17 protein-coding genes are annotated in these 16,768 nt (G+C 65.9%); 7 read left to right on the forward strand and 10 right to left on the reverse strand.

Annotated features, from left to right (window positions below):
• Positions 1-18: 18 nt before the first annotated feature.
• The gene (gene rlmB / locus BKX93_RS18840; protein WP_046157559.1) at positions 19-768 is read left to right on the forward strand and encodes a 23S rRNA (guanosine(2251)-2'-O)-methyltransferase RlmB; all 750 of its coding nucleotides are present in this window, start codon (positions 19-21) and stop codon (positions 766-768) included.
• 35 nt (positions 769-803) lie between these two features.
• Here rlmB and BKX93_RS18845 read toward each other — a convergent pair whose 3' ends face one another.
• Positions 804-1,694, reverse strand: coding sequence for a LysR family transcriptional regulator (locus tag BKX93_RS18845; RefSeq protein WP_046157560.1), 891 nt, complete (start codon positions 1,692-1,694; stop codon positions 804-806).
• A gap of 102 nt (positions 1,695-1,796) precedes the next feature.
• Between BKX93_RS18845 and BKX93_RS18850 the strand changes: the two genes are divergently transcribed.
• Together BKX93_RS18850 and BKX93_RS18855 are read left to right on the forward strand one after the other, a co-directional pair.
• Positions 1,797-2,237, forward strand: a complete 441-nt coding sequence (locus BKX93_RS18850; protein WP_070980862.1) for a CidA/LrgA family protein — start codon at positions 1,797-1,799, stop codon at positions 2,235-2,237.
• A complete protein-coding gene (locus BKX93_RS18855; protein WP_046157562.1) occupies positions 2,227-2,910 on the forward strand; it encodes an LrgB family protein in 684 nt (227 codons plus the stop codon). Before BKX93_RS18850 ends, BKX93_RS18855 begins: the two co-directional genes overlap by 11 nt.
• Positions 2,911-2,983: 73 nt before the next feature.
• Here BKX93_RS18855 and BKX93_RS18860 read toward each other — a convergent pair whose 3' ends face one another.
• The gene (locus BKX93_RS18860) at positions 2,984-3,490 is read right to left on the reverse strand and encodes a Cd(II)/Pb(II)-responsive transcriptional regulator (RefSeq protein ID WP_046157563.1); all 507 of its coding nucleotides are present in this window, start codon (positions 3,488-3,490) and stop codon (positions 2,984-2,986) included.
• An 80-nt stretch (positions 3,491-3,570) separates the two neighbouring features.
• On the opposite strand from BKX93_RS18860, the gene BKX93_RS18865 reads away from it, so the two are divergent.
• Positions 3,571-5,964 carry a heavy metal translocating P-type ATPase gene (locus tag BKX93_RS18865; RefSeq protein ID WP_244887198.1) on the forward strand — a complete coding sequence of 798 codons (2,394 nt, stop codon included), beginning with the start codon at positions 3,571-3,573 and terminating at the stop codon, positions 5,962-5,964.
• Between the two features lie 124 nt (positions 5,965-6,088).
• Here BKX93_RS18865 and BKX93_RS18870 read toward each other — a convergent pair whose 3' ends face one another.
• Positions 6,089-6,802 (reverse strand): putative metalloprotease CJM1_0395 family protein, encoded by a 714-nt coding sequence (locus tag BKX93_RS18870; RefSeq protein ID WP_070980864.1) that lies wholly within the window; start codon positions 6,800-6,802, stop codon positions 6,089-6,091.
• A 96-nt stretch (positions 6,803-6,898) separates the two neighbouring features.
• Between BKX93_RS18870 and BKX93_RS18875 the strand changes: the two genes are divergently transcribed.
• The gene (locus BKX93_RS18875) at positions 6,899-7,375 is read left to right on the forward strand and encodes an acyl-CoA thioesterase (protein ID WP_021478145.1); all 477 of its coding nucleotides are present in this window, start codon (positions 6,899-6,901) and stop codon (positions 7,373-7,375) included.
• A gap of 27 nt (positions 7,376-7,402) precedes the next feature.
• On the opposite strand, the gene BKX93_RS18880 is transcribed toward BKX93_RS18875, so the two are convergent.
• Positions 7,403-7,876: a pilin gene (locus tag BKX93_RS18880; protein WP_160300414.1), complete on the reverse strand. Its 474-nt coding sequence runs from the start codon at positions 7,874-7,876 to the stop codon at positions 7,403-7,405.
• A gap of 199 nt (positions 7,877-8,075) precedes the next feature.
• Here BKX93_RS18880 and BKX93_RS18885 point away from each other — a divergent pair, with 199 nt between their 5' ends.
• On the forward strand, positions 8,076-8,750 hold the full coding sequence (locus BKX93_RS18885; RefSeq protein WP_070980866.1) for a TIGR01621 family pseudouridine synthase: 675 nt from the start codon (positions 8,076-8,078) through the stop codon (positions 8,748-8,750).
• Positions 8,751-8,762: 12 nt separating this feature from the next.
• Here BKX93_RS18885 and BKX93_RS18890 read toward each other — a convergent pair whose 3' ends face one another.
• From BKX93_RS18890 to BKX93_RS18910, 5 genes are all read right to left on the reverse strand, one after another.
• Positions 8,763-9,575 (reverse strand): ChbG/HpnK family deacetylase, encoded by an 813-nt coding sequence (locus BKX93_RS18890; protein ID WP_070980868.1) that lies wholly within the window; start codon positions 9,573-9,575, stop codon positions 8,763-8,765.
• A gap of 54 nt (positions 9,576-9,629) precedes the next feature.
• Positions 9,630-10,019 (reverse strand): GtrA family protein, encoded by a 390-nt coding sequence (locus BKX93_RS18895; RefSeq protein WP_070980870.1) that lies wholly within the window; start codon positions 10,017-10,019, stop codon positions 9,630-9,632.
• The gene (locus BKX93_RS18900; RefSeq protein WP_070981901.1) at positions 10,016-11,023 is read right to left on the reverse strand and encodes a glycosyltransferase family 2 protein; all 1,008 of its coding nucleotides are present in this window, start codon (positions 11,021-11,023) and stop codon (positions 10,016-10,018) included. Before BKX93_RS18900 ends, BKX93_RS18895 begins: the two co-directional genes overlap by 4 nt.
• Before the next feature lie 14 nt (positions 11,024-11,037).
• Positions 11,038-12,507: an ArnT family glycosyltransferase gene (locus BKX93_RS18905; protein WP_070980872.1), complete on the reverse strand. Its 1,470-nt coding sequence runs from the start codon at positions 12,505-12,507 to the stop codon at positions 11,038-11,040.
• Positions 12,508-12,639: 132 nt separating this feature from the next.
• Positions 12,640-14,013, reverse strand: a complete 1,374-nt coding sequence (locus BKX93_RS18910; protein ID WP_083340602.1) for a peptide MFS transporter — start codon at positions 14,011-14,013, stop codon at positions 12,640-12,642.
• Positions 14,014-14,595: 582 nt separating this feature from the next.
• On the opposite strand from BKX93_RS18910, the gene BKX93_RS18915 reads away from it, so the two are divergent.
• Positions 14,596-15,981: a tryptophanase gene (locus BKX93_RS18915; protein ID WP_070980875.1), complete on the forward strand. Its 1,386-nt coding sequence runs from the start codon at positions 14,596-14,598 to the stop codon at positions 15,979-15,981.
• A 51-nt stretch (positions 15,982-16,032) separates the two neighbouring features.
• On the opposite strand, the gene BKX93_RS18920 is transcribed toward BKX93_RS18915, so the two are convergent.
• Positions 16,033-16,653, reverse strand: a complete 621-nt coding sequence (locus tag BKX93_RS18920; protein ID WP_046157571.1) for a glutathione S-transferase family protein — start codon at positions 16,651-16,653, stop codon at positions 16,033-16,035.
• Positions 16,654-16,768 lie beyond the last annotated feature (115 nt).

Raw genomic sequence — 16,768 nt, forward strand, 5'->3', positions numbered from 1 at the left:
ATTCGAGACCTCCCCGCCATGAGCAACAAACGCCTGATCCACGGCTTCCACGCCATCAACGCCCGCCTGTGGCAGAACCCGAAAAGCCTGCTGGAAATCTGGCTGGCCGGCGGCCGCCACGACGCCCGCGCCAAGGCGGTGCTGGACAAGGCCGGCGCGGAGAACGTCAAGCTGCACATCGTCGACAAGGAACGCCTGGACAGCATGAGCGGCAACGCGCGCCACCAGGGCGTGGTGGCGATGATAGACGCCAGCATGAATTACGTGGATCTGGACGACGTGCTGGAAAACCTGTCTGAGCCGCCGCTGCTGCTGATCCTGGACGGCGTCACCGATCCGCACAACCTGGGCGCCTGCCTGCGCGTCGCCGACGCGATGGGCGCGCACGCCGTCATCGCTCCCAAGGACCGCTCCGCCACGCTGAACGCCACCGTGTCCAAGGTGGCTTGCGGCGCGGCCGAGGTCGTTCCGTATATCACCGTGACCAATCTGGCGCGCACGCTGCGCGACCTGAAGGACGCCGGGGTGTGGATCGCCGGCACCACGATGGAGGCCGACACCGACCTTTACCACTTCGACGCCTCTGGCCCGCTGGCCTGGGTGATGGGCGCCGAGGGCGAGGGCATGCGCCGTCTGACGCGCGAGCATTGCGACGTGCTGGTGTCCATCCCGATGTTCGGCAGCGTGGAGAGCCTGAACGTGTCGGTGTCGTCCGGCATGGTGCTGTCGGAAAGCCGCCGCCAGCGGGTGTTGAAGACGCAGGGCTGATCGCCCCCGCAAAAAGGCCGCGCCAGCGGCCTTTTTCAATCCTGCCCGCCCAGCGTCTCCCGCGTCAGCGCCAGCCAGGCGCGGGCGGCGTGGGACAGATAGCCGCCGCGCTGCCAGATCAGCGCCAGGTGCCAGTACAGCTTGTTGTCGTACAGCGGCACCACGTCGAACAGCTGGCGGTCCAGCCGCTCGACGATGCTGCGCGGCAGCAGGGTGACGCCCAGGTTGGCCGCCACCAGCTCGACGATGAAGTCCCAGTGCGCGCTGCGGCCGACGATGTTGGGCGTCTTGCCCAGCTCGCGGAAGGCGTCGCCGACGCGGCGGCTGAGGGTGAAATCGTCCGGATACAGTACCAGCGGCTGGTCTGCGATGTCAGCCAGACGCACCAGCGACTTGTCGCGCCAGCGCGAGCCGGCGGGCGCCACCAGGCACAGCGGGTCGCGCACCACCGAGTAGTGGTCGAACAGCTGGCTGTCCACCGGCAGCACCGCCACGCCTATCTCCAGCTCGCCGCTCTTGATGCGGTTTTCGATCGCCAGCGCGCCGTCTTCCACCATCTTTAGCTCGATCTGCGGATAGCGGCGGCGGTAACGGCTGACCACCGGCGCGAAGAAGGCGACCCCCACCATGGGCGGCAGGCCGACCACCAGCTCGCCGTGGCTGAGCGAGGCCAGGTCGGCCAGCTCGTGCTTGAGCTTGTTCATCGCCGACAGCACGTCCAGGCCGCGCTCGTAGGTGACGCGGCCGGCGTCGGTCAGGCGGAAGCTGCGCCCCTCGCGCAGGATAAGCGGCATGTCCAGCTCTTCCTCCAGCTGCTTCACCATCTTGCTGATCGTCGGCTGGGTGACGAACAGCGCGTCGGCGGCGCGGGTGAAGCTCTGGCATTTCACCAGCTCCACGAAATAGCGTAGCGCGCGTATGTCCATTTGCATTCCTAAGTGGAATCGTCTTGATAATTTTAATTCATTTTTAGAATGAATGCCGGCTGGTTATACTTTGCTCAACTCCTAAGTTGATGGAAGCCGAGCATGGCCTGCCTGTTTCACCGCCTGTCGCAACCGCTGCAAACCTTTTCCCAGGTTCTGCTGCTGAGCCTGGTGTGGATGGCGGCCAACCAGCTGAGCCACCGTTTTCTGCCGGCGATGCCGGCCGGCGTGCTGGGCATGCTGCTGGTGCTGGCCGGGTTGTGGTCCGGCCTGCTGCCGGTGGACTGGCTTCGCCAGGGCGCGCGTTGGCTGTTGGCCGAGATGCTGCTGTTCTTCATCCCGGCCGTGGTGGCGGTGGTGCAGTACCCGGACGTGATTCTGTCCGCCGGCGTCCGCCTGCTGCTGGTGATCGTCGCCTCCACCGCGCTGGTGATGGCGGTGACCGCGCTGGTCGTAGACCGCTGCTACCGGTTGGAAATCCGGCTGCGCCGCCGCGACAGCAACCGCAAGGCGCAGATAAGGGCTGAAGTCCATGGAGCATGAGATTGCGTTGATCTCCTTCGTACTCACCGTGGTGTTGTACTGGGTGGTCAAGAAGTATTACCTGAAGACGCGCAGCTGGTGGAGCACGCCTATTTTGGCGGTGCCGTTGCTGATCATCGGCCTGGTGGTGTTGGCGCGGGTGCCGTACCAGACCTACTTCGCCGATACGCGTTGGCTGACCTGGCTGTTGGGGCCGGCGACGGTGGCGTTCGCGGTGCCGATCTACGAGTACCGGGCGCTGATCCGCAAGCATTGGCTGTCATTGGGTTGCGGCGTACTGGCCGCGATTCCGGTGGCGGTGGCCAGCTCGGTGATGATGGCGCGCTGGCTGGATTTGCCGGACTTGATGCAGAAAAGCCTGGCGCCCCGATCGATCAGCACGCCGTTCGCGCTGGCCGCGGCGCAGACGCTGGGCGGCTCGGCCGACCTGACCGCGCTGTTCGTGGTGGTGACCGGCGTATGCGGGATGATGCTGGGCCAGTTGATGCTGGCGCTGCTGCCGATCCGCTCCAAGCTGGCGCGCGGCGCGCTGTTCGGCGCGGCGGCCCATGCGGCCGGCACCGCGAAGGCGAGCGAGATAGGCGCCGAAGAAGGCGTGGTGGCCAGCCTGACCATGATGCTGGCCGGGGTGGCGACGGTGTTCGCCGCGCCCTTGATCAGCCACTGGCTGTAACGATTTTGTTGTGACCTGGCTGCCGTGGGGTGGTGGTCAGTGGGTTTCTCCTCTTCCCCAAACGAGCGTTGATTTAGGGCCGATCCTTGTTGGATCGGCCATTTTTTTTGGCCGCGTGGTCGTAATCCTGGCTGTGGCCATGGTTGTCCTGGCCGAAAGGCGTGTGGCAGACGCAGGGCGCGCCCTCGGACGCCTCCACCAGCGTCTGCAGAATGCCGCAATCGGCCGCCGCGCGGCTGTCGTGGCATTTGTCGCGCAATGCCAGCAACTGCTGCTCCAGCAGCCGCAGCGCTTCCACCTGCTGGTGCACCTTGGCGATCTGCTGGTCTATCAGCTGGTTGATGTCTTCGCAGTCGTGCTGGTGGTCGGCCTTGAACGCCGCCAGGTTGCGGATGTCGGCCAGCGACATGCCCAGCGAGCGGCAGTGCAGGATAAAGTTCAGCTCGCCCAGCTGTTCCGCGGTATAGCGGCGGTAGCCGGAGGCCGAGCGTTGCGGCGCGGACAGCAGGCCTTCGCGCTCGTAATAGCGGATGGTTTCCACTTCGCAGCCGGTCTGGCGGGCCAGTTCTCCGATCAACATGACGCTCTCCTGAAAGAAACGCTTGACCCTGTAGTGACTACAGGGTGTGCAATGTGCCCAGACTACCAATGGAGGCGCATATGTCAAGCGTGACGCGTTACCGCAAGGCCGTACCGCCGCATCAAGGCCATCAACACGCCCGCGGCGGCGATTGCTGCTCGGCCAAGGCCGGAGCCGCGCTGGCGCTGAAGGGCGCGGACCGGCATCAGCATGCCCATGGCGGCTGCGGCCACGAACACAAGCCGGGCGACAGGCACGGCCACGACCACCATCAGCACGATCACCAGCATGAGCGCCGGCACGGCGCGGGCTGCGGCCACGCGCATGGCCACGAGCATGCCGGGCCGTCCCGCGTGCAACTGGGAGAAGGCAAGGGCGCGAAGCAGTCGCGGCTGCAGATCCAGGCGATGGATTGCCCGACCGAGGCCAGGTTGATCGAAAAGGCGCTAGGCGGGATGAGCGGCGTGGTGGCGCTGGAATTCAATTTCATCGACCGGGTGTTGCTGCTGCGCCACGACCTGCCGCATCTGGACGGCGTGAAAAGCGCCATCGCCAAGGTGGGCATGCAGGGAGTGGAACTGGATGCCGGCGCCCAGGCGCAGGCGCTACAGGGACATGGCCGCCGCGCCAATCTGCTGCTGGCGGCGTCCGGTCTGGCCGCCGCCGCGTCCGAGGGCATCGCCTGGAGCCTGGGCGACGGCCGGCTGGAAGTGGCGGCGCTGGCGCTGGCCTCCATCCTGCTGGGCGGCATTCCCACGCTGAAGAAGGGCTGGATCGCGCTGTCCACCCGTACGCTGAACATCCATTTCCTGATGTCGGTCGCCGTGATCGGCGCGATGCTGATCGGCCAGTGGCCGGAGGCGGCTATGGTGCTGTTCCTGTTCGCCATCGCCGAGCGGTTGGAGGCGATGTCGCTGGCCAGGGCCGGCGAGGCGGTGCGCGCGCTGATGGCGCTGGCGCCGGAAACCGCCTGGGTGGCCGACGGCGCCGGCTGGCGCGAGGCGCAGGCCGCCGAGGTGGCAGTGGGCAGCCGGGTGCGGGTGCGTCCCGGCGAGCGCGTGCCGCTGGACGGCCGCATCGCCGATGGCCACAGCAGCTTCAACGAGGCCAGCATCACCGGCGAGAGCCTGCCGGTGGACAAGGGGCCGCAGGACGCAGTGTTCGCCGGCAGCATCAACGGCAGCGGCGTGGTGGAGATCGAGACCACGGCGCCGGCGTCCGGCTCGGTGCTGGCGCGCATCATCGCCACCGTGCGCGACGCGCAGGCGTCCAAGGCGCCGACGCAGCGCTTCATCGACCGCTTCGCTTCGGTCTACACCCCGGTGGTGCTGGTTCTGGCCCTGGCCTTCGCCGTCGCCGCGCCACTGCTGGGCCTGATGCCGTGGAACCAGGCCATCTACAGCGCGCTGGTGATGCTGGTGATCGCCTGCCCGTGCGCGCTGGTGATCGCCACGCCAGTGACGGTGGTCAGCGCGCTGGCTTCGGCCGCGCGCCACGGCCTGCTGGTCAAGGGCGGCGCGCCGCTGGAGATGGCGGCCCGCATCGACACCGTCTGCCTGGACAAGACCGGCACGCTGACGCTGGGCGAGCCGCGGGTCACTCGCGTGGCGGCGCTGGACAGCGGCGACGAATCAACCGTGCTGGCGCTGGCGGCAGCGCTGGATAGCCATTCCACCCATCCGCTGGCCAAGGCGGTGCTGGACGAGGCCGCGCGGCGAGGCATCGCGGTCCCGGCGGCAGAGCAGGTCAGCGAATTGGTGGGCCGCGGCGTGCGCGGCCGGGTGGATGGCCGCGCGCTGCAGCTGGGCAGCCGCCGGCTGGCGGAAGAACAGGGCGCGCTGACGCCGGCGCTGGCCGCCGAGCTGAGCCGGATGGCGGAGGCGGGCGAGGGAGCGCTGGTGCTGCTGGACGGCGAGCGGGCGCTGGGGGTGCTGGCCGTCGCCGACCAGGTGCGTCCGGAAGCCGCGGCCACCATCGCCCGGCTGGGCGAGATGGGCGTGCGCGCGGTGATGCTCAGCGGCGACAGCCCGCAGGTGGCGGCCGCGGTGGCGGCGCAGACCGGCGTCTCCGCCGCCCACGGCGGCCTGCTGCCGCAGGATAAGCTGCGTTTCATCGAGCAGTTGCAGACTGGCGGCAAGGTGGCGATGGTGGGCGACGGCGTCAACGATGCGCCGGCGCTGGCGCGCGCCGACCTGGGCGTTGCGATGGGCGCCGCCGGATCGGACAGCGCCTTGGAAACCGCCGGCGTGGCGCTGATGGACGACAAGCTGTCGCGGCTGGCCGATCTGATCGCCCACGCCCGCCGCACCGCGGCGGTGCTCAAGGTGAACATCGCGATCGCGCTGGGCATCAAGCTGGTGTTTTTCGGCTTGGCGTTGGCCGGCGTGGCCAGCTTGTGGATGGCGGTGTTCGCCGACGTCGGCACCAGCCTGATCGTGATCGCCAACGGCTTGCGGCTGGCGCGGCGGGTTTAAGGCCTGATCAAGCTTTTGATCAGCATCGGGCGTAGGCCTTGGCGTGACCCAAGCCTACGCCTTTCGATTTGCATTCAGTCTGTTGGACGGCGTTGCGCGGTTCGGCAAAAGACGTGAGCAGGCCCTAGGCGTAGGTGTCGATATTGCCGCCCTTGGCCTGGGCGCTGCCGGACGGGGCGGCGGCCTGCTGCATTTTCTGCAGCGGGCTGAGATTCTGATTGCCGTGCTGTTGCTGAAACTGCTGCGCTCGCGCCTGTTGCTCCATCTGCGAGGCTTCGGCCGCCACCGCGCGGTCCTGGCCGGACGGGTCGGACGGGGCCAGAGCGGCGGCGCGCACCGTCTGGGCGTTCTGTATGGTTTCCTGCGGCGTGCTGCCTTGGCTCAGTCGGATCGGCACTTCGCCGCCAATCGCGTACTGCTTGCCGTCCGGCCCTTGTTGATAGGTGAAGCTGGCCGCGCCGGCCAGCGCGCCGCCGGCAGCCTGGTGCGCGGCCTCGTGGCGGCGAACGTCGACGTCGCGCGATCTCAGATCTTCCACTTCCTTCTGCTGCGCGTCGTTCAAGGGCTTGCCGTCCGGCCCCTTGGGCGCGGCCGCATTGGTTTGCTGAGAGGTGTGCGCATTGCCGGAGCCATTCTGGCTGGAGGCATCGTTGCCGGTTTGGTCCCCGGCCGACGCGGGAGGCGCGGCGTTGGCGGTTTGCGGTGGAGAGGAGGAAGAGGAGCTGGAAACGGGCGCGGCCTGCGAGCGCAAGGCTTGGCAGGCGGGGCACTGGCAATTGGCGCCATGCATGCTGAATCCGTAGCTGGAAGAGCCGCCGGCTACACTGGAAATGGACATGAAACGCGTTCCTCTGTCCATTCAGTATAGAAGCGCCTGTCCGCTATTCCAATCAGCGTGGCAGAATGTCCGCTTGTACACATGCGGGAGCAGACGATGAGCGAAGAGGCCCAGGGGCAAAGAGAGTTGGTGATGTCGGTGCTGATGACGCCGGACATGGCCAATTTTTCCGGCAATGTGCATGGCGGCGTGCTGCTGAAGTTGCTGGACCAGGTGGCCTATGCCTGCGCCAGCCGCTATGCCGGCTGTTACGTGGTGACGCTGTCGGTGGACCAGGTGCTGTTCAAGCAGCCGATACACGTCGGCGAGCTGGTGACCTTTCTGGCCAGCGTCAACCATGTCGGCCGCACCTCGATGGAGGTGGGCATCAAGGTGGTGGCGGAAAACATCCAGCAGCGCAGCCAGCGCCACACCAACAGCTGCTATTTCACCATGGTGGCCTATCAGGACGGCAAGCCGATGGCGGTGCCGACCCTGGTGCTGGAGACCGAAGAGCAGCGGCAGCGCTTCCGCGCCGCCGAAATGCGCAAGCAGTTGCGGATAGAGATGGACGCCAAGAAAAAGTCGCAGTGACGGCATCCATGATGGTTTGGGGGCTTGTTAGATTTCGTCCGGCGATTTGCAGCCGGCCGGGCGCAGCTCTGCCTCGCTGATATTGGTTTTGCATTGCCAGTCGGCTTTTTCGCCGCGGACCAGCCGCACAAAGGGCTTCACCTCTTGCGCCAGGTTCTTTTTCAAGGCGGCCGGCGCATGGACAATGTCGCACTGGATGCCGGCGGTGGCCAGAGAGTCGCCCAGCGTGCTCATGTCGCAGTGATTGCTAGGCTCGTCGCGCAGGCCAATCGGGCTGAGTATCGCGTCGGTCGAGCCGGCGCTCAGGATGGTTTTCCCGTCGTTGAGATGAATCTCGTAAGCGGTGCGAGCGGGCGATAGCTCGGCCAGCGCGGCGACCGCCTTGGTGCGCGCGGTGTAATTCTGGTACTGGGGAATGGCGATGGCGGCGAGAATGCCGAGCACGACGACGACTATCATCAATTCGATCAGCGTAAATCCCTGCTGTGCGGCGTGTTTCACGGAAAAGTCCTTTCTGTTTTGGCGAAGGCGCGCGGTCGGTTTCGGCAGCATGCCGCGTCGCGGGAAAGGCTATCAATTTGACCTTGCTATGCTCAAGGCATAATTTGCATTTTGTTGTCATTTGTCATGTTTAGCCCGCCGCTGTCGCCGGCGCGGCGGCTGCTCTACAATCGGCGGCTGATTCGCAGCCGGAACCGCCATGTACACCCTGATTCATCAAGATCCCCGCTTCTATCTCGTCGACAAGCATCCCGGCGTCGGTTTCCACCGCGAAGACGACCAGCCCGGACTGATGGACGCCCTGAGAGACGGCTTGGGAGACGCCGCCTTGTGGCCGGTGCACCGTCTGGACCGCATCACGTCCGGCCTGATTCTGGTGGCGCGCTCGGCGGAGGCCGCGCGCGCGCTGGGCGAGGCGTTGGCCGGGCGGGAGATGGAGAAGTATTACCTGGCTTTATCGGACCGAAAGCCGCTGAAAAAGCAGGGCCGGGTGGCGGGTGACATGGCCAAGGGACGCGGCGGCGCCTGGCGCTTGACGGAGGGCAGGGAGAATCCGGCCGTCACGCAGTTTTTCAGTTTTTCGCTGGAGCCGGGGCTGAGGCTGTTTCTGTTGCGGCCGCGCACCGGCAAGACGCATCAGCTGCGGGTGGCGATGAAGTCGCAGGGCGCGCCGATACTGGGCGACGCGCTGTACGGCGGCAGCGCGGCCGACCGCGGCTACCTGCATGCCTACGCGCTGCGTTTCGAGCTGGACGGCGAACGTTTCGCCTTCGTCTGCCCGCCGACTGCGGGCGAGAAATTCACCGGGGAGTCTTGCCGCTCCAGGCTGGCGGAGTTGGGCGAGCCCTGGCGCCAATCCTGGCCGGGCGCCTGAGCGTTCAGCCCCTTAAGCGGCGACGGCGGGCTCGGGCTGGAAGCGGGCGATGCTGACCCGGTGCTTCAGGCACAGTTCGGCGAAGGCGCCGCCGGCCAGGTAGTCGAATTCGCGGCCGCGGCTGGCGGCGATGGGGTCGGAGGCGTCGGCCGCGGGTAGGCCCGGGTGGCACATGATCAGCGCCCGGTCCGGGAGCTTGGCCAGCCAGGCCTGCATCAGGCCGGGGAAGTCGGCCTGCGGGCTCAGCGAATACATGCCGCCGAACCAGGGGGAGGTGGCGAAGCCGCGCTCGCGCGCTTGTTCGTCGAAATTGGTGCACACGCTGCGCAGCACCAGCGCCTTCAGCCGGTTGTCGCCCGGGTGGCCAAGGCGGTCCGGCGAGCGCAGGTAGGGCAGCGGATTCTGCTGCCAGCGCCGCAGGATGGCGTCGAACAGCGCGTCGCGTATCACCGGCAGCGCATGCACGTGCTGGTGGCCGTCGACGAAGTCCGGCAGCCGGCCGAAGTGGTCGGCGAAGCGGTCGATCTGCGTCAGCGCCTCGTCGCGCAGCGTTGCCAGCGAGAGCTGGCGCAGCTGGCTCTTCATCAGCCAGTGCGACAGCGGCTTGACCGGCGCGTCGAACGGATGGGTGAGGTTGAAATGCAGGCCGACATCGACCCGCTCCGCCCGAGCCTTCAGTTCGCCGGCCAGCTCCGGCCAGTGCGGAGACTGGCTGAGTACGCTGGTGGCGGATAGGCGGCCGGCATCGATCAACTGCAGGATGCCGGCGCTGATGCTGCCGGACTGGGCGAAGTCATCGGCGCAGAGTGTCAATCGTTTCGTCATGCGCGGTAGGACTGTCGTCGATTCCAAAAGTTTTCCGTCGTCATCGCGACAGCGTTAATTTGTTTGCGGAGCGGAGGCGAACGCCCACAGCTTGCCCAGCAGGAAGGTGAGCGCCGCCACCGCGAACAGCACGACGGCCAGCGAGACCCGATAGTCCAGCGGAGTGAGGCGCAACAGCGCGAAATACATGGCCTCGTTGACGCAGAAGCTCAGGCAGGAGACGCCGAAGAAGCGCGGCAGCGCCTGGCGGTGTGGCACGTGGCCGGCCGCGAAGGTGAAGCGGCGGTGGCCCCAGTAGCTGAGCTGGAAAGCGCCGAGGAAACCCAGCGCGTTGGCGACGAGCGGCGGCACGCCCAGCGGCACCAGAACCAGGGTTACCAGCGCGAAGTGCAGCAACATCGCCGACACGCCGACGACGCCGAACCAGAACAGCTGCTTCTTCATGCGTCCTGCCCGTCCTTGCGTTTGGAGATGCGGCTGATCAAATAGGTGGGCCGGCCCTTGACCTCGTTGAAGATGCGGCCGACGTATTCGCCGAGTATGCCGATCGACAGCAGCTGCACGCCGCCGAGGAAGGTGACGGCGACGGCCAGCGTCGGCCAGCCGCTGACCGGGTTGCCGAACAGCAGCGTGTGCACCAGCTCCCAGATCGCGTAGCCGATCGACAGCATCGAGATCACGCAGCCGACCAGCGTCCAGATCCGCAGCGGCATATTGGAGAAGGCGGTGAGGCCGGTCAGGCCCAGATTGAACAGGCTGCGGAAATTGAAGCTGCTTTTGCCGGCGCGGCGTTCTTGCGTCTGCGTCTCCATCGCCAGCTGGGTGAAGCCCACCCAGTTGTACAGGCCTTTCATGAAGCGGTTGCGCTCCGGCATCCGCCGCAGCGCCTCCAGAATGCTCTTGTCCAGCACGCGGAAATCCTGGGTGTTTTCCGGGATCTTCAACGGCGCGCCGCTGTTCAGCAGCGCGTAAAACACGCGGGTGAACGCGCGCTTGGCCAGGGTCTCGCCGTCGCGGTTGGCGCGCACGCTGTAGACCATGTCGTAGCCTTCGCGCCATTTTTCCAGGAATACCGGCACCATCTCCGGCGGGTGCTGGAAGTCGCCGTCTATCAGCACGGCGACGTCGCCGCCGATGTTGTCGATGCCGGCGGTCAGCGCGATTTCCTTGCCGAAGTTGCGCGACAGCTGGATCACCGTCACCGGCAGGCGCTTGGCGGCTTCCAGCGCCTTGGGCACGGTGTCGTCGCGGCTGCCGTCGTCCACCACCACCAGTTCATGGCGGTAGCCGTGCTCGGACAGCAGCCGGTGCAGCGTTTCCAGCATCGGCGCGATGTTTTCCGACTCGTTGTAGGCCGGAATCAGGCAGCTGACCAGCGGGTCGGCCGGGCGCTCGGCGGCGTGCAGCTCCAGCAGATAGGGCGGAACGAAGTTGCGTGCGTCGGTCATGGCGGTTTGCGCTTTCACTGGGCCGCGGCCGGTTTCAGCAGCAGCATTCTGTCCTTCATCACCGGGAACTCCCCGGCCTTGACGTAGCCCGCGGCGATGGCCGGCGGCAGGCTGGCGAGGTCGCGCTGCTCGGTGACGATCCAGCTGCCCGGATGCGCGGCAAGCTGCGGAGCCAGCGCATGGGCGTCGGCGATGGTGCGCACCTTGCCCTGGCTGTAGAACTCGGCGGAGAACTCGCGGCGGCTGTCCCAGTAGAACAGCCGGGCCTGTTGCGCCGGCTGCTGCTGGAGCCAGGCGGCGATCACCGGCTTCTGGGTGCGGAAGTAACGGGCGCCGTCATGCCATTGCAGGCCGATCGCGATCAGCACCAGCAAGCCGGAGGACAGCGCCAGCCACGGCAGCGCGCGGCCGGAGCGCTCATGCCGGCCGCGATGCCACAGCTCGGCCATCAGCAGCGCCGCGCCGGGCAGCATCGGCAGCGAATACGGGAAGATGATGTTGCCGGACATCGTGAAGAACAGTAGCGTCATCACCGCCCACAGCGAAACGTAGAGCAGCCAGCCGTCGTTTTCGCCGGCGCGGACGATGGCCGGCAGCCGGCGCGCGCGGCAGGCCAGCCAGGCCAGCATGGCGATGGACCACGGGAACAGAGCGCCCAAGGCGTACGGCCAGATCATGCCGCGCGGCGTCGCGTGGGCGAAGCCGTACTTGTCGCCCTTCCAGCCGGAGTCGAGGAAGCGGCTGACGTGCTCGCCCATGATGAAGTAGTTGAGGAAGCCCGGCGTGCGGATTTCCGCCCAGGCGTACCAGGGCAGGGCGATGGCGGCGGCCAAGAGCGTGCCGGAGATCCACGGCAGCTCGCGCCACAGCGCCTTCCATTGATTGCGGATCAGCACCCAGAAGAAGATCGGCATGCCCACCAGCACCACGGCCAGCGGACCCTTGGCCAACAGGCCCAGGCCCAGGCCGGCGAAAAAGGCGTAGCGCCAGATCCGGCCGCCGCCGTTCATCGCGTGCCAGAAAGCCACCTGGCTCAGCGTCACGCAGAACATCAGCGACGGGTCGGTCATCACGGTGCCGGCCGCGCCGTAGAACAGCAGGCCGCCGGTCAGCATCAGCGCGGCTGCCGTCGCCGCGTCGCGTCCGGCGCGGCGGCGCATCAGGTCGGCCGTCAGCCACAGCGCGCCCAGCGCCAGTAGCAGCGCAGGCAGGCGGGCGGCGAATTCATTGACGCCGAACAGGCCCATGCTGGCCGCGGACAGCCAGGTGGACAGCGGCGGTTTGGCCCAGAACGGCACGCCGTAGTCGTGCAGCGGCGTCACCCAGTTGCCGGTTTCCAGCATCTTGCGGGCGATCTCGGCGTAGCGCGCCTCGGTGGTGTCGGTGAGCGGGATCGCCCACATCGCCAGCAGGCGGATGGCCAGCAGCGCTAGCAAGGCGTAGCCGGCCGCCTTCCGCCAGGAAGAAGTTGCAGCGGTATTCATCCGTAAACTTGTTTTCAAAACGGGGTAGAGGATCGGCGCAAGGCTATCACAGACCGGGATCGGCGTCTGCCCGTTCAGGCAGCGAAAACGCCGCCCGGAGGCGGCGTTGGCTTGAATGCGGCAAGCGGCGGGTCAGCGGCCGTGCATCATCTTTTTCAGCACGGAGGACAGCGCGAACAGCACCAGCGAGCTGGCGCCGGCCATCATCACGAACAGCATGAAGAAGTCGTGCAGATTGGTGACCGCGTAGCCGAGGAAGTGCGGCACCGGCTTGGCCGGGTCCGGGTACAGCTCCGACAGCGTGCCGGCGAACTTGTTGGCGGCGGCGTTGGACAGGAACCAGATGCCCATCATCAGGCCGGTGAAGCGGGCCGGGGACAGCTTCACCACCAGCGACAGGCCGATCGGCGACAGGCTCAGTTCGCCGAAGGTGTGCAGCACGTACAGGCTGACCAGCCACAGCATGCTGACCTTGACGCCCGGCGCCAGGCCGTCGACGCCGAAGGCGATCACCAGGTAGCCAAGCGCGAGGAAGAACAGGCCCAGCGCCATTTTGGCCGGCGACGACGGCTCCATGCCCTTGCTGCCCAGCTTGGTCCAGATCCAGGCGAAGATCGGCGCGAAGATCACGACCGAAACCGGGTTCAGCGACTGGAAGTAGGACGCCGGCACGGTGAAGCCCAGAAGGTTGCGGTTGGTCTGCTCTTCGGCGAAGAAGGTCAGCGAAGCGCCGGCCTGCTCGAAGGCGGACCAGAAGAAGATCACGAAGGCGGACACGATCAGGATCACAGCCAGACGCTGCTTCTCGATGCGGGTCAGCGGCTCGTGCACCACTTTTTCGCCGCTGTCGTGATGGCGCTTGGGCGCCAGGCCGATAGGCTTGCCTTCCGGCGTCACCAGATATTTGTTCTTGAACAGGGTGAACACGACCAGCGACAGCAGCATGCCGAAGCCGGCGGCCATGAAGCCCCATTTGAAGTCGGACGGATTGCCGGTGTCGCCCAGGGTGCCGCACACCAGCGGCGCGATCAGCGAGCCGGTGTTGATGCCCATGTAGAAGATGGTGAAGGCGGAATCCACGCGCTTGTCGCCCGGGGCGTACAGCTGGCCCACCATCGACGAGATGTTCGGTTTGAACAGGCCGTTGCCGGCGATCAGGAAACCCAGGCCGCCGTACAGCAGCCAGGAGGCGGCGGCGACGTTGGTCTCATGCAGCGAGCCGGAGAAGAACAGCATGAATTGGCCGATGGCCATCAGCACGCCGCCGGCCAGGATGGAGCGGCGGTTGCCCCAGTAGCGGTCGGCGATGTAGCCGCCGACCAGCGGAGTGAGATACACCAGGCCGGTGTAGGTGCCGTAGATATCCGAGGCATGGGCCTTGTCGAACAGCAGCGCCTTGATCATGTAAAGCGTGAAGATGGCGCGCATGCCGTAGTAGCTGAAGCGCTCCCACATCTCCGTCACAAAGAGCAGATAGAGCCCTTTGGGATGCGATTGTGTAGACATAAGGGTTTCCTTCGAGTGACTTGAGATATCACCAGCAACGAGCGGTGTTTTTGTTTTTTATGCATGCCTTGGATTTTGTAGGCAGCGCAAGATCATATCGATTAAATGTTGAGATGTGAAAATTTTTTTTAAGCCATATCAATTACATTGTAATAAATGGAGCAAATACTTTTCTTTAGCGATGATTTTTTGCTAGTTAATACTCTAGGCGTGATGAGTTTATTGCATAGTGGTTATTGTTGACTGTATACAAATCAATGGCGAGATGGTTTTTGTTAGTTCTTGATTGTTGCGCAGTCAGACAATCCTGCTCTATCTTGAAGGCATGCCCGCGTCCGGGCGACCATGCAACTGCCTCAAGGTGTGGCGATGAATATCGAACCCCATGCTGGCCAGGCGCTGACTCATCTCAATGGCCTGCGCCCCAATTGGTACACCGTCGACATCATTCTGACGTTCGACTTCCCGCGCGCCTGATCTCCTCCGGCAATCGTTTCCCTATTTGTTTCGACCGCATGACGGCCCGCCGCCGCTTCGCCTGCGCTTGTCCGGGCGGCGCGCGGCCGCGCCGAGGAGAAGACCATGGCACGACGCATTCCCGAACCTTTCCGCATCAAGATGGTGGAGCCCATCCGGCAAACCACGCCGTCAGACCGTCGCCGGGCGCTGGCCGACGCCGGCTGGAATCCCTTCCTGTTGAAAGCCGAGGATGTCTACATCGACCTGCTGACCGACAGCGGCACAGGCGCGATGTCCGATCGCCAATGGGCCGGCTTGATGATGGGCGACGAGGCCTATGCCGGCAGCCGCAATTTCCTGCGGCTGGCCGACACGGTGCGGGAGCTGTTCGGCTACGCGCATACCATCCCCACCCACCAGGGGCGCGGCGCGGAGCAGATATTGTTTCCGGAGCTGGTGAAGCGCTGCCGGGGCGAGCGACCAGTGTTCCTGTCCAACTACCATTTCGACACCACCAAGGCCCATGTCGAACTGGCGGGCGCCCGCGCGGTCAACGTGCTGACGCCGCAGGCGCTGGACACCTGCACGGCGTACGACTGGAAGGGGGACTTCGACCTGGCGCGGCTGGAGGAGATCATCGCGGCCGAGGGCGACAACGTCGCCGCCGTCATCATCACGATCACCTGCAACAGCGCCGGCGGCCAGCCGGTGTCGATGGCCAATATCCGCGCGGCCAGCGCGCTGGCGCGCTCGCGCGGCATTCCGGTGGTGATCGACGCCGCCCGCTTCGCCGAGAACGCCTGGTTCATCCGCGCGCGCGATCCGGCCTATGCCGGCGCTTCCATGCCGGCCATCGCGCGCGAAATGTTCGGCCACGGCGACATGTTCACGATGTCGGCCAAGAAGGATGCGCTGGTCAATATCGGCGGCCTGTGCTGCTTCAAGGACGACGAGGCGCTGTTCCGCGAGGTGCAGGTGCGCTGCGTGCCGATGGAGGGCTTCGTCACCTATGGCGGTTTGGCCGGTCGCGACATGGAGGCGCTGGCGATAGGGTTGAGGGAAGGGCTGGACGACGCTTTCCTGGACTACCGCATCGGCCAGGTCGCCTACCTGGGCGAGCGGCTGCGCGAGGGCGGGGTGCCTATCCAGTATCCAACCGGCGGCCACGCCGTTTTCGTCGACGCCGCGCGCCTGCTGCCGCACATTCCGGCCGAGCGGTTTCCCGCGCACGCGCTGGCCTGCGAGCTGTATCTGGAAGGCGGCGTCCGGGCGGTGGAGATCGGTTCGCTGCTGCTGGGCCGCAATCCGCAGACCGGCCAGCAGGAGCCGTCGCCGTTCGAACTGATGCGTCTGACGATACCGCGCCGGGTGTATACCAATGATCACATGGACTACATCGCCGACTGTCTGATCGAGGTGAAACAGCGCGCGGCGGAGGTGAAGGGGCTGGCCTTCGACTACGAGCCGCCGATACTGCGGCACTTCACCGCGCGGCTGAGGCCGGCGTAGCGCTTGCGGGCGGGAGGAGGCTGCGAGTCCGCCTCCCCGCGTGGCTGGCGTCTACGCCTTGCTTGCCTGCCACTGGGCGGCCTGCTCGGCGGCGCGCAGCAGGGCCGGCCGGTTTTTCAGGCCATCCCAGTAAGCGACCAGTTCGGGCCAGCCGCGCATGCTGCCGAACTCGATGCCATAGCCTATCGTGCGGCCGACATACACGTCGGCCGCGCTGAAGCGGTCTCCGGCGAGGTAGCGGCGGCCGGCGACGGCTTTGGCCAGGGTGTTCAGCGTCGCTTCGTAGGAACCGTAGCCGAACATCCGCTGTTGCTCCTGGGTGGGCGTGAAGCCCGCGGCCTGATTGGTCCAGGCGTGCTCCACACAGCTGGCGGCGAAAAACAGCCAGCGATAATAATCGCCGCGTTCGGCTGGCGCGGGGGCGAGCCCGGCCTCGGGAAAGGCGTCGGCCAGATAGGCGCAGATGGCCGCGCCTTCGGTGACGACCTGATCGCCATGGCGGATGGCCGGCACCTTGCCCATCGGATTGATGGCCAGATACTCCGGCGCCTTCATCGACGCGCCGTATTCCAGCAGCACCGGACGGTAGGGCGCGCCCACTTCTTCCAGCATCCAGTGCACGATATTGCCCCGCGATTGCGGGTTGGTATAGAAGACAAGCTCTTTCGACATGATCTTCAGCCTTTCTGTACGGTGGTTGCGGCTAGGAGGCGGATGGCGGAGCGCCAGTTTCCGCTGCCGTCCGGCTATGCATGATGCATGCCTGGCGGATGGCGGGCAAGAGGGT

It is taken from the genome of Chromobacterium vaccinii (assembly GCF_001855275.1).
GTDB classification, from domain to species: Bacteria; Pseudomonadota; Gammaproteobacteria; order Burkholderiales; family Chromobacteriaceae; genus Chromobacterium; species Chromobacterium vaccinii.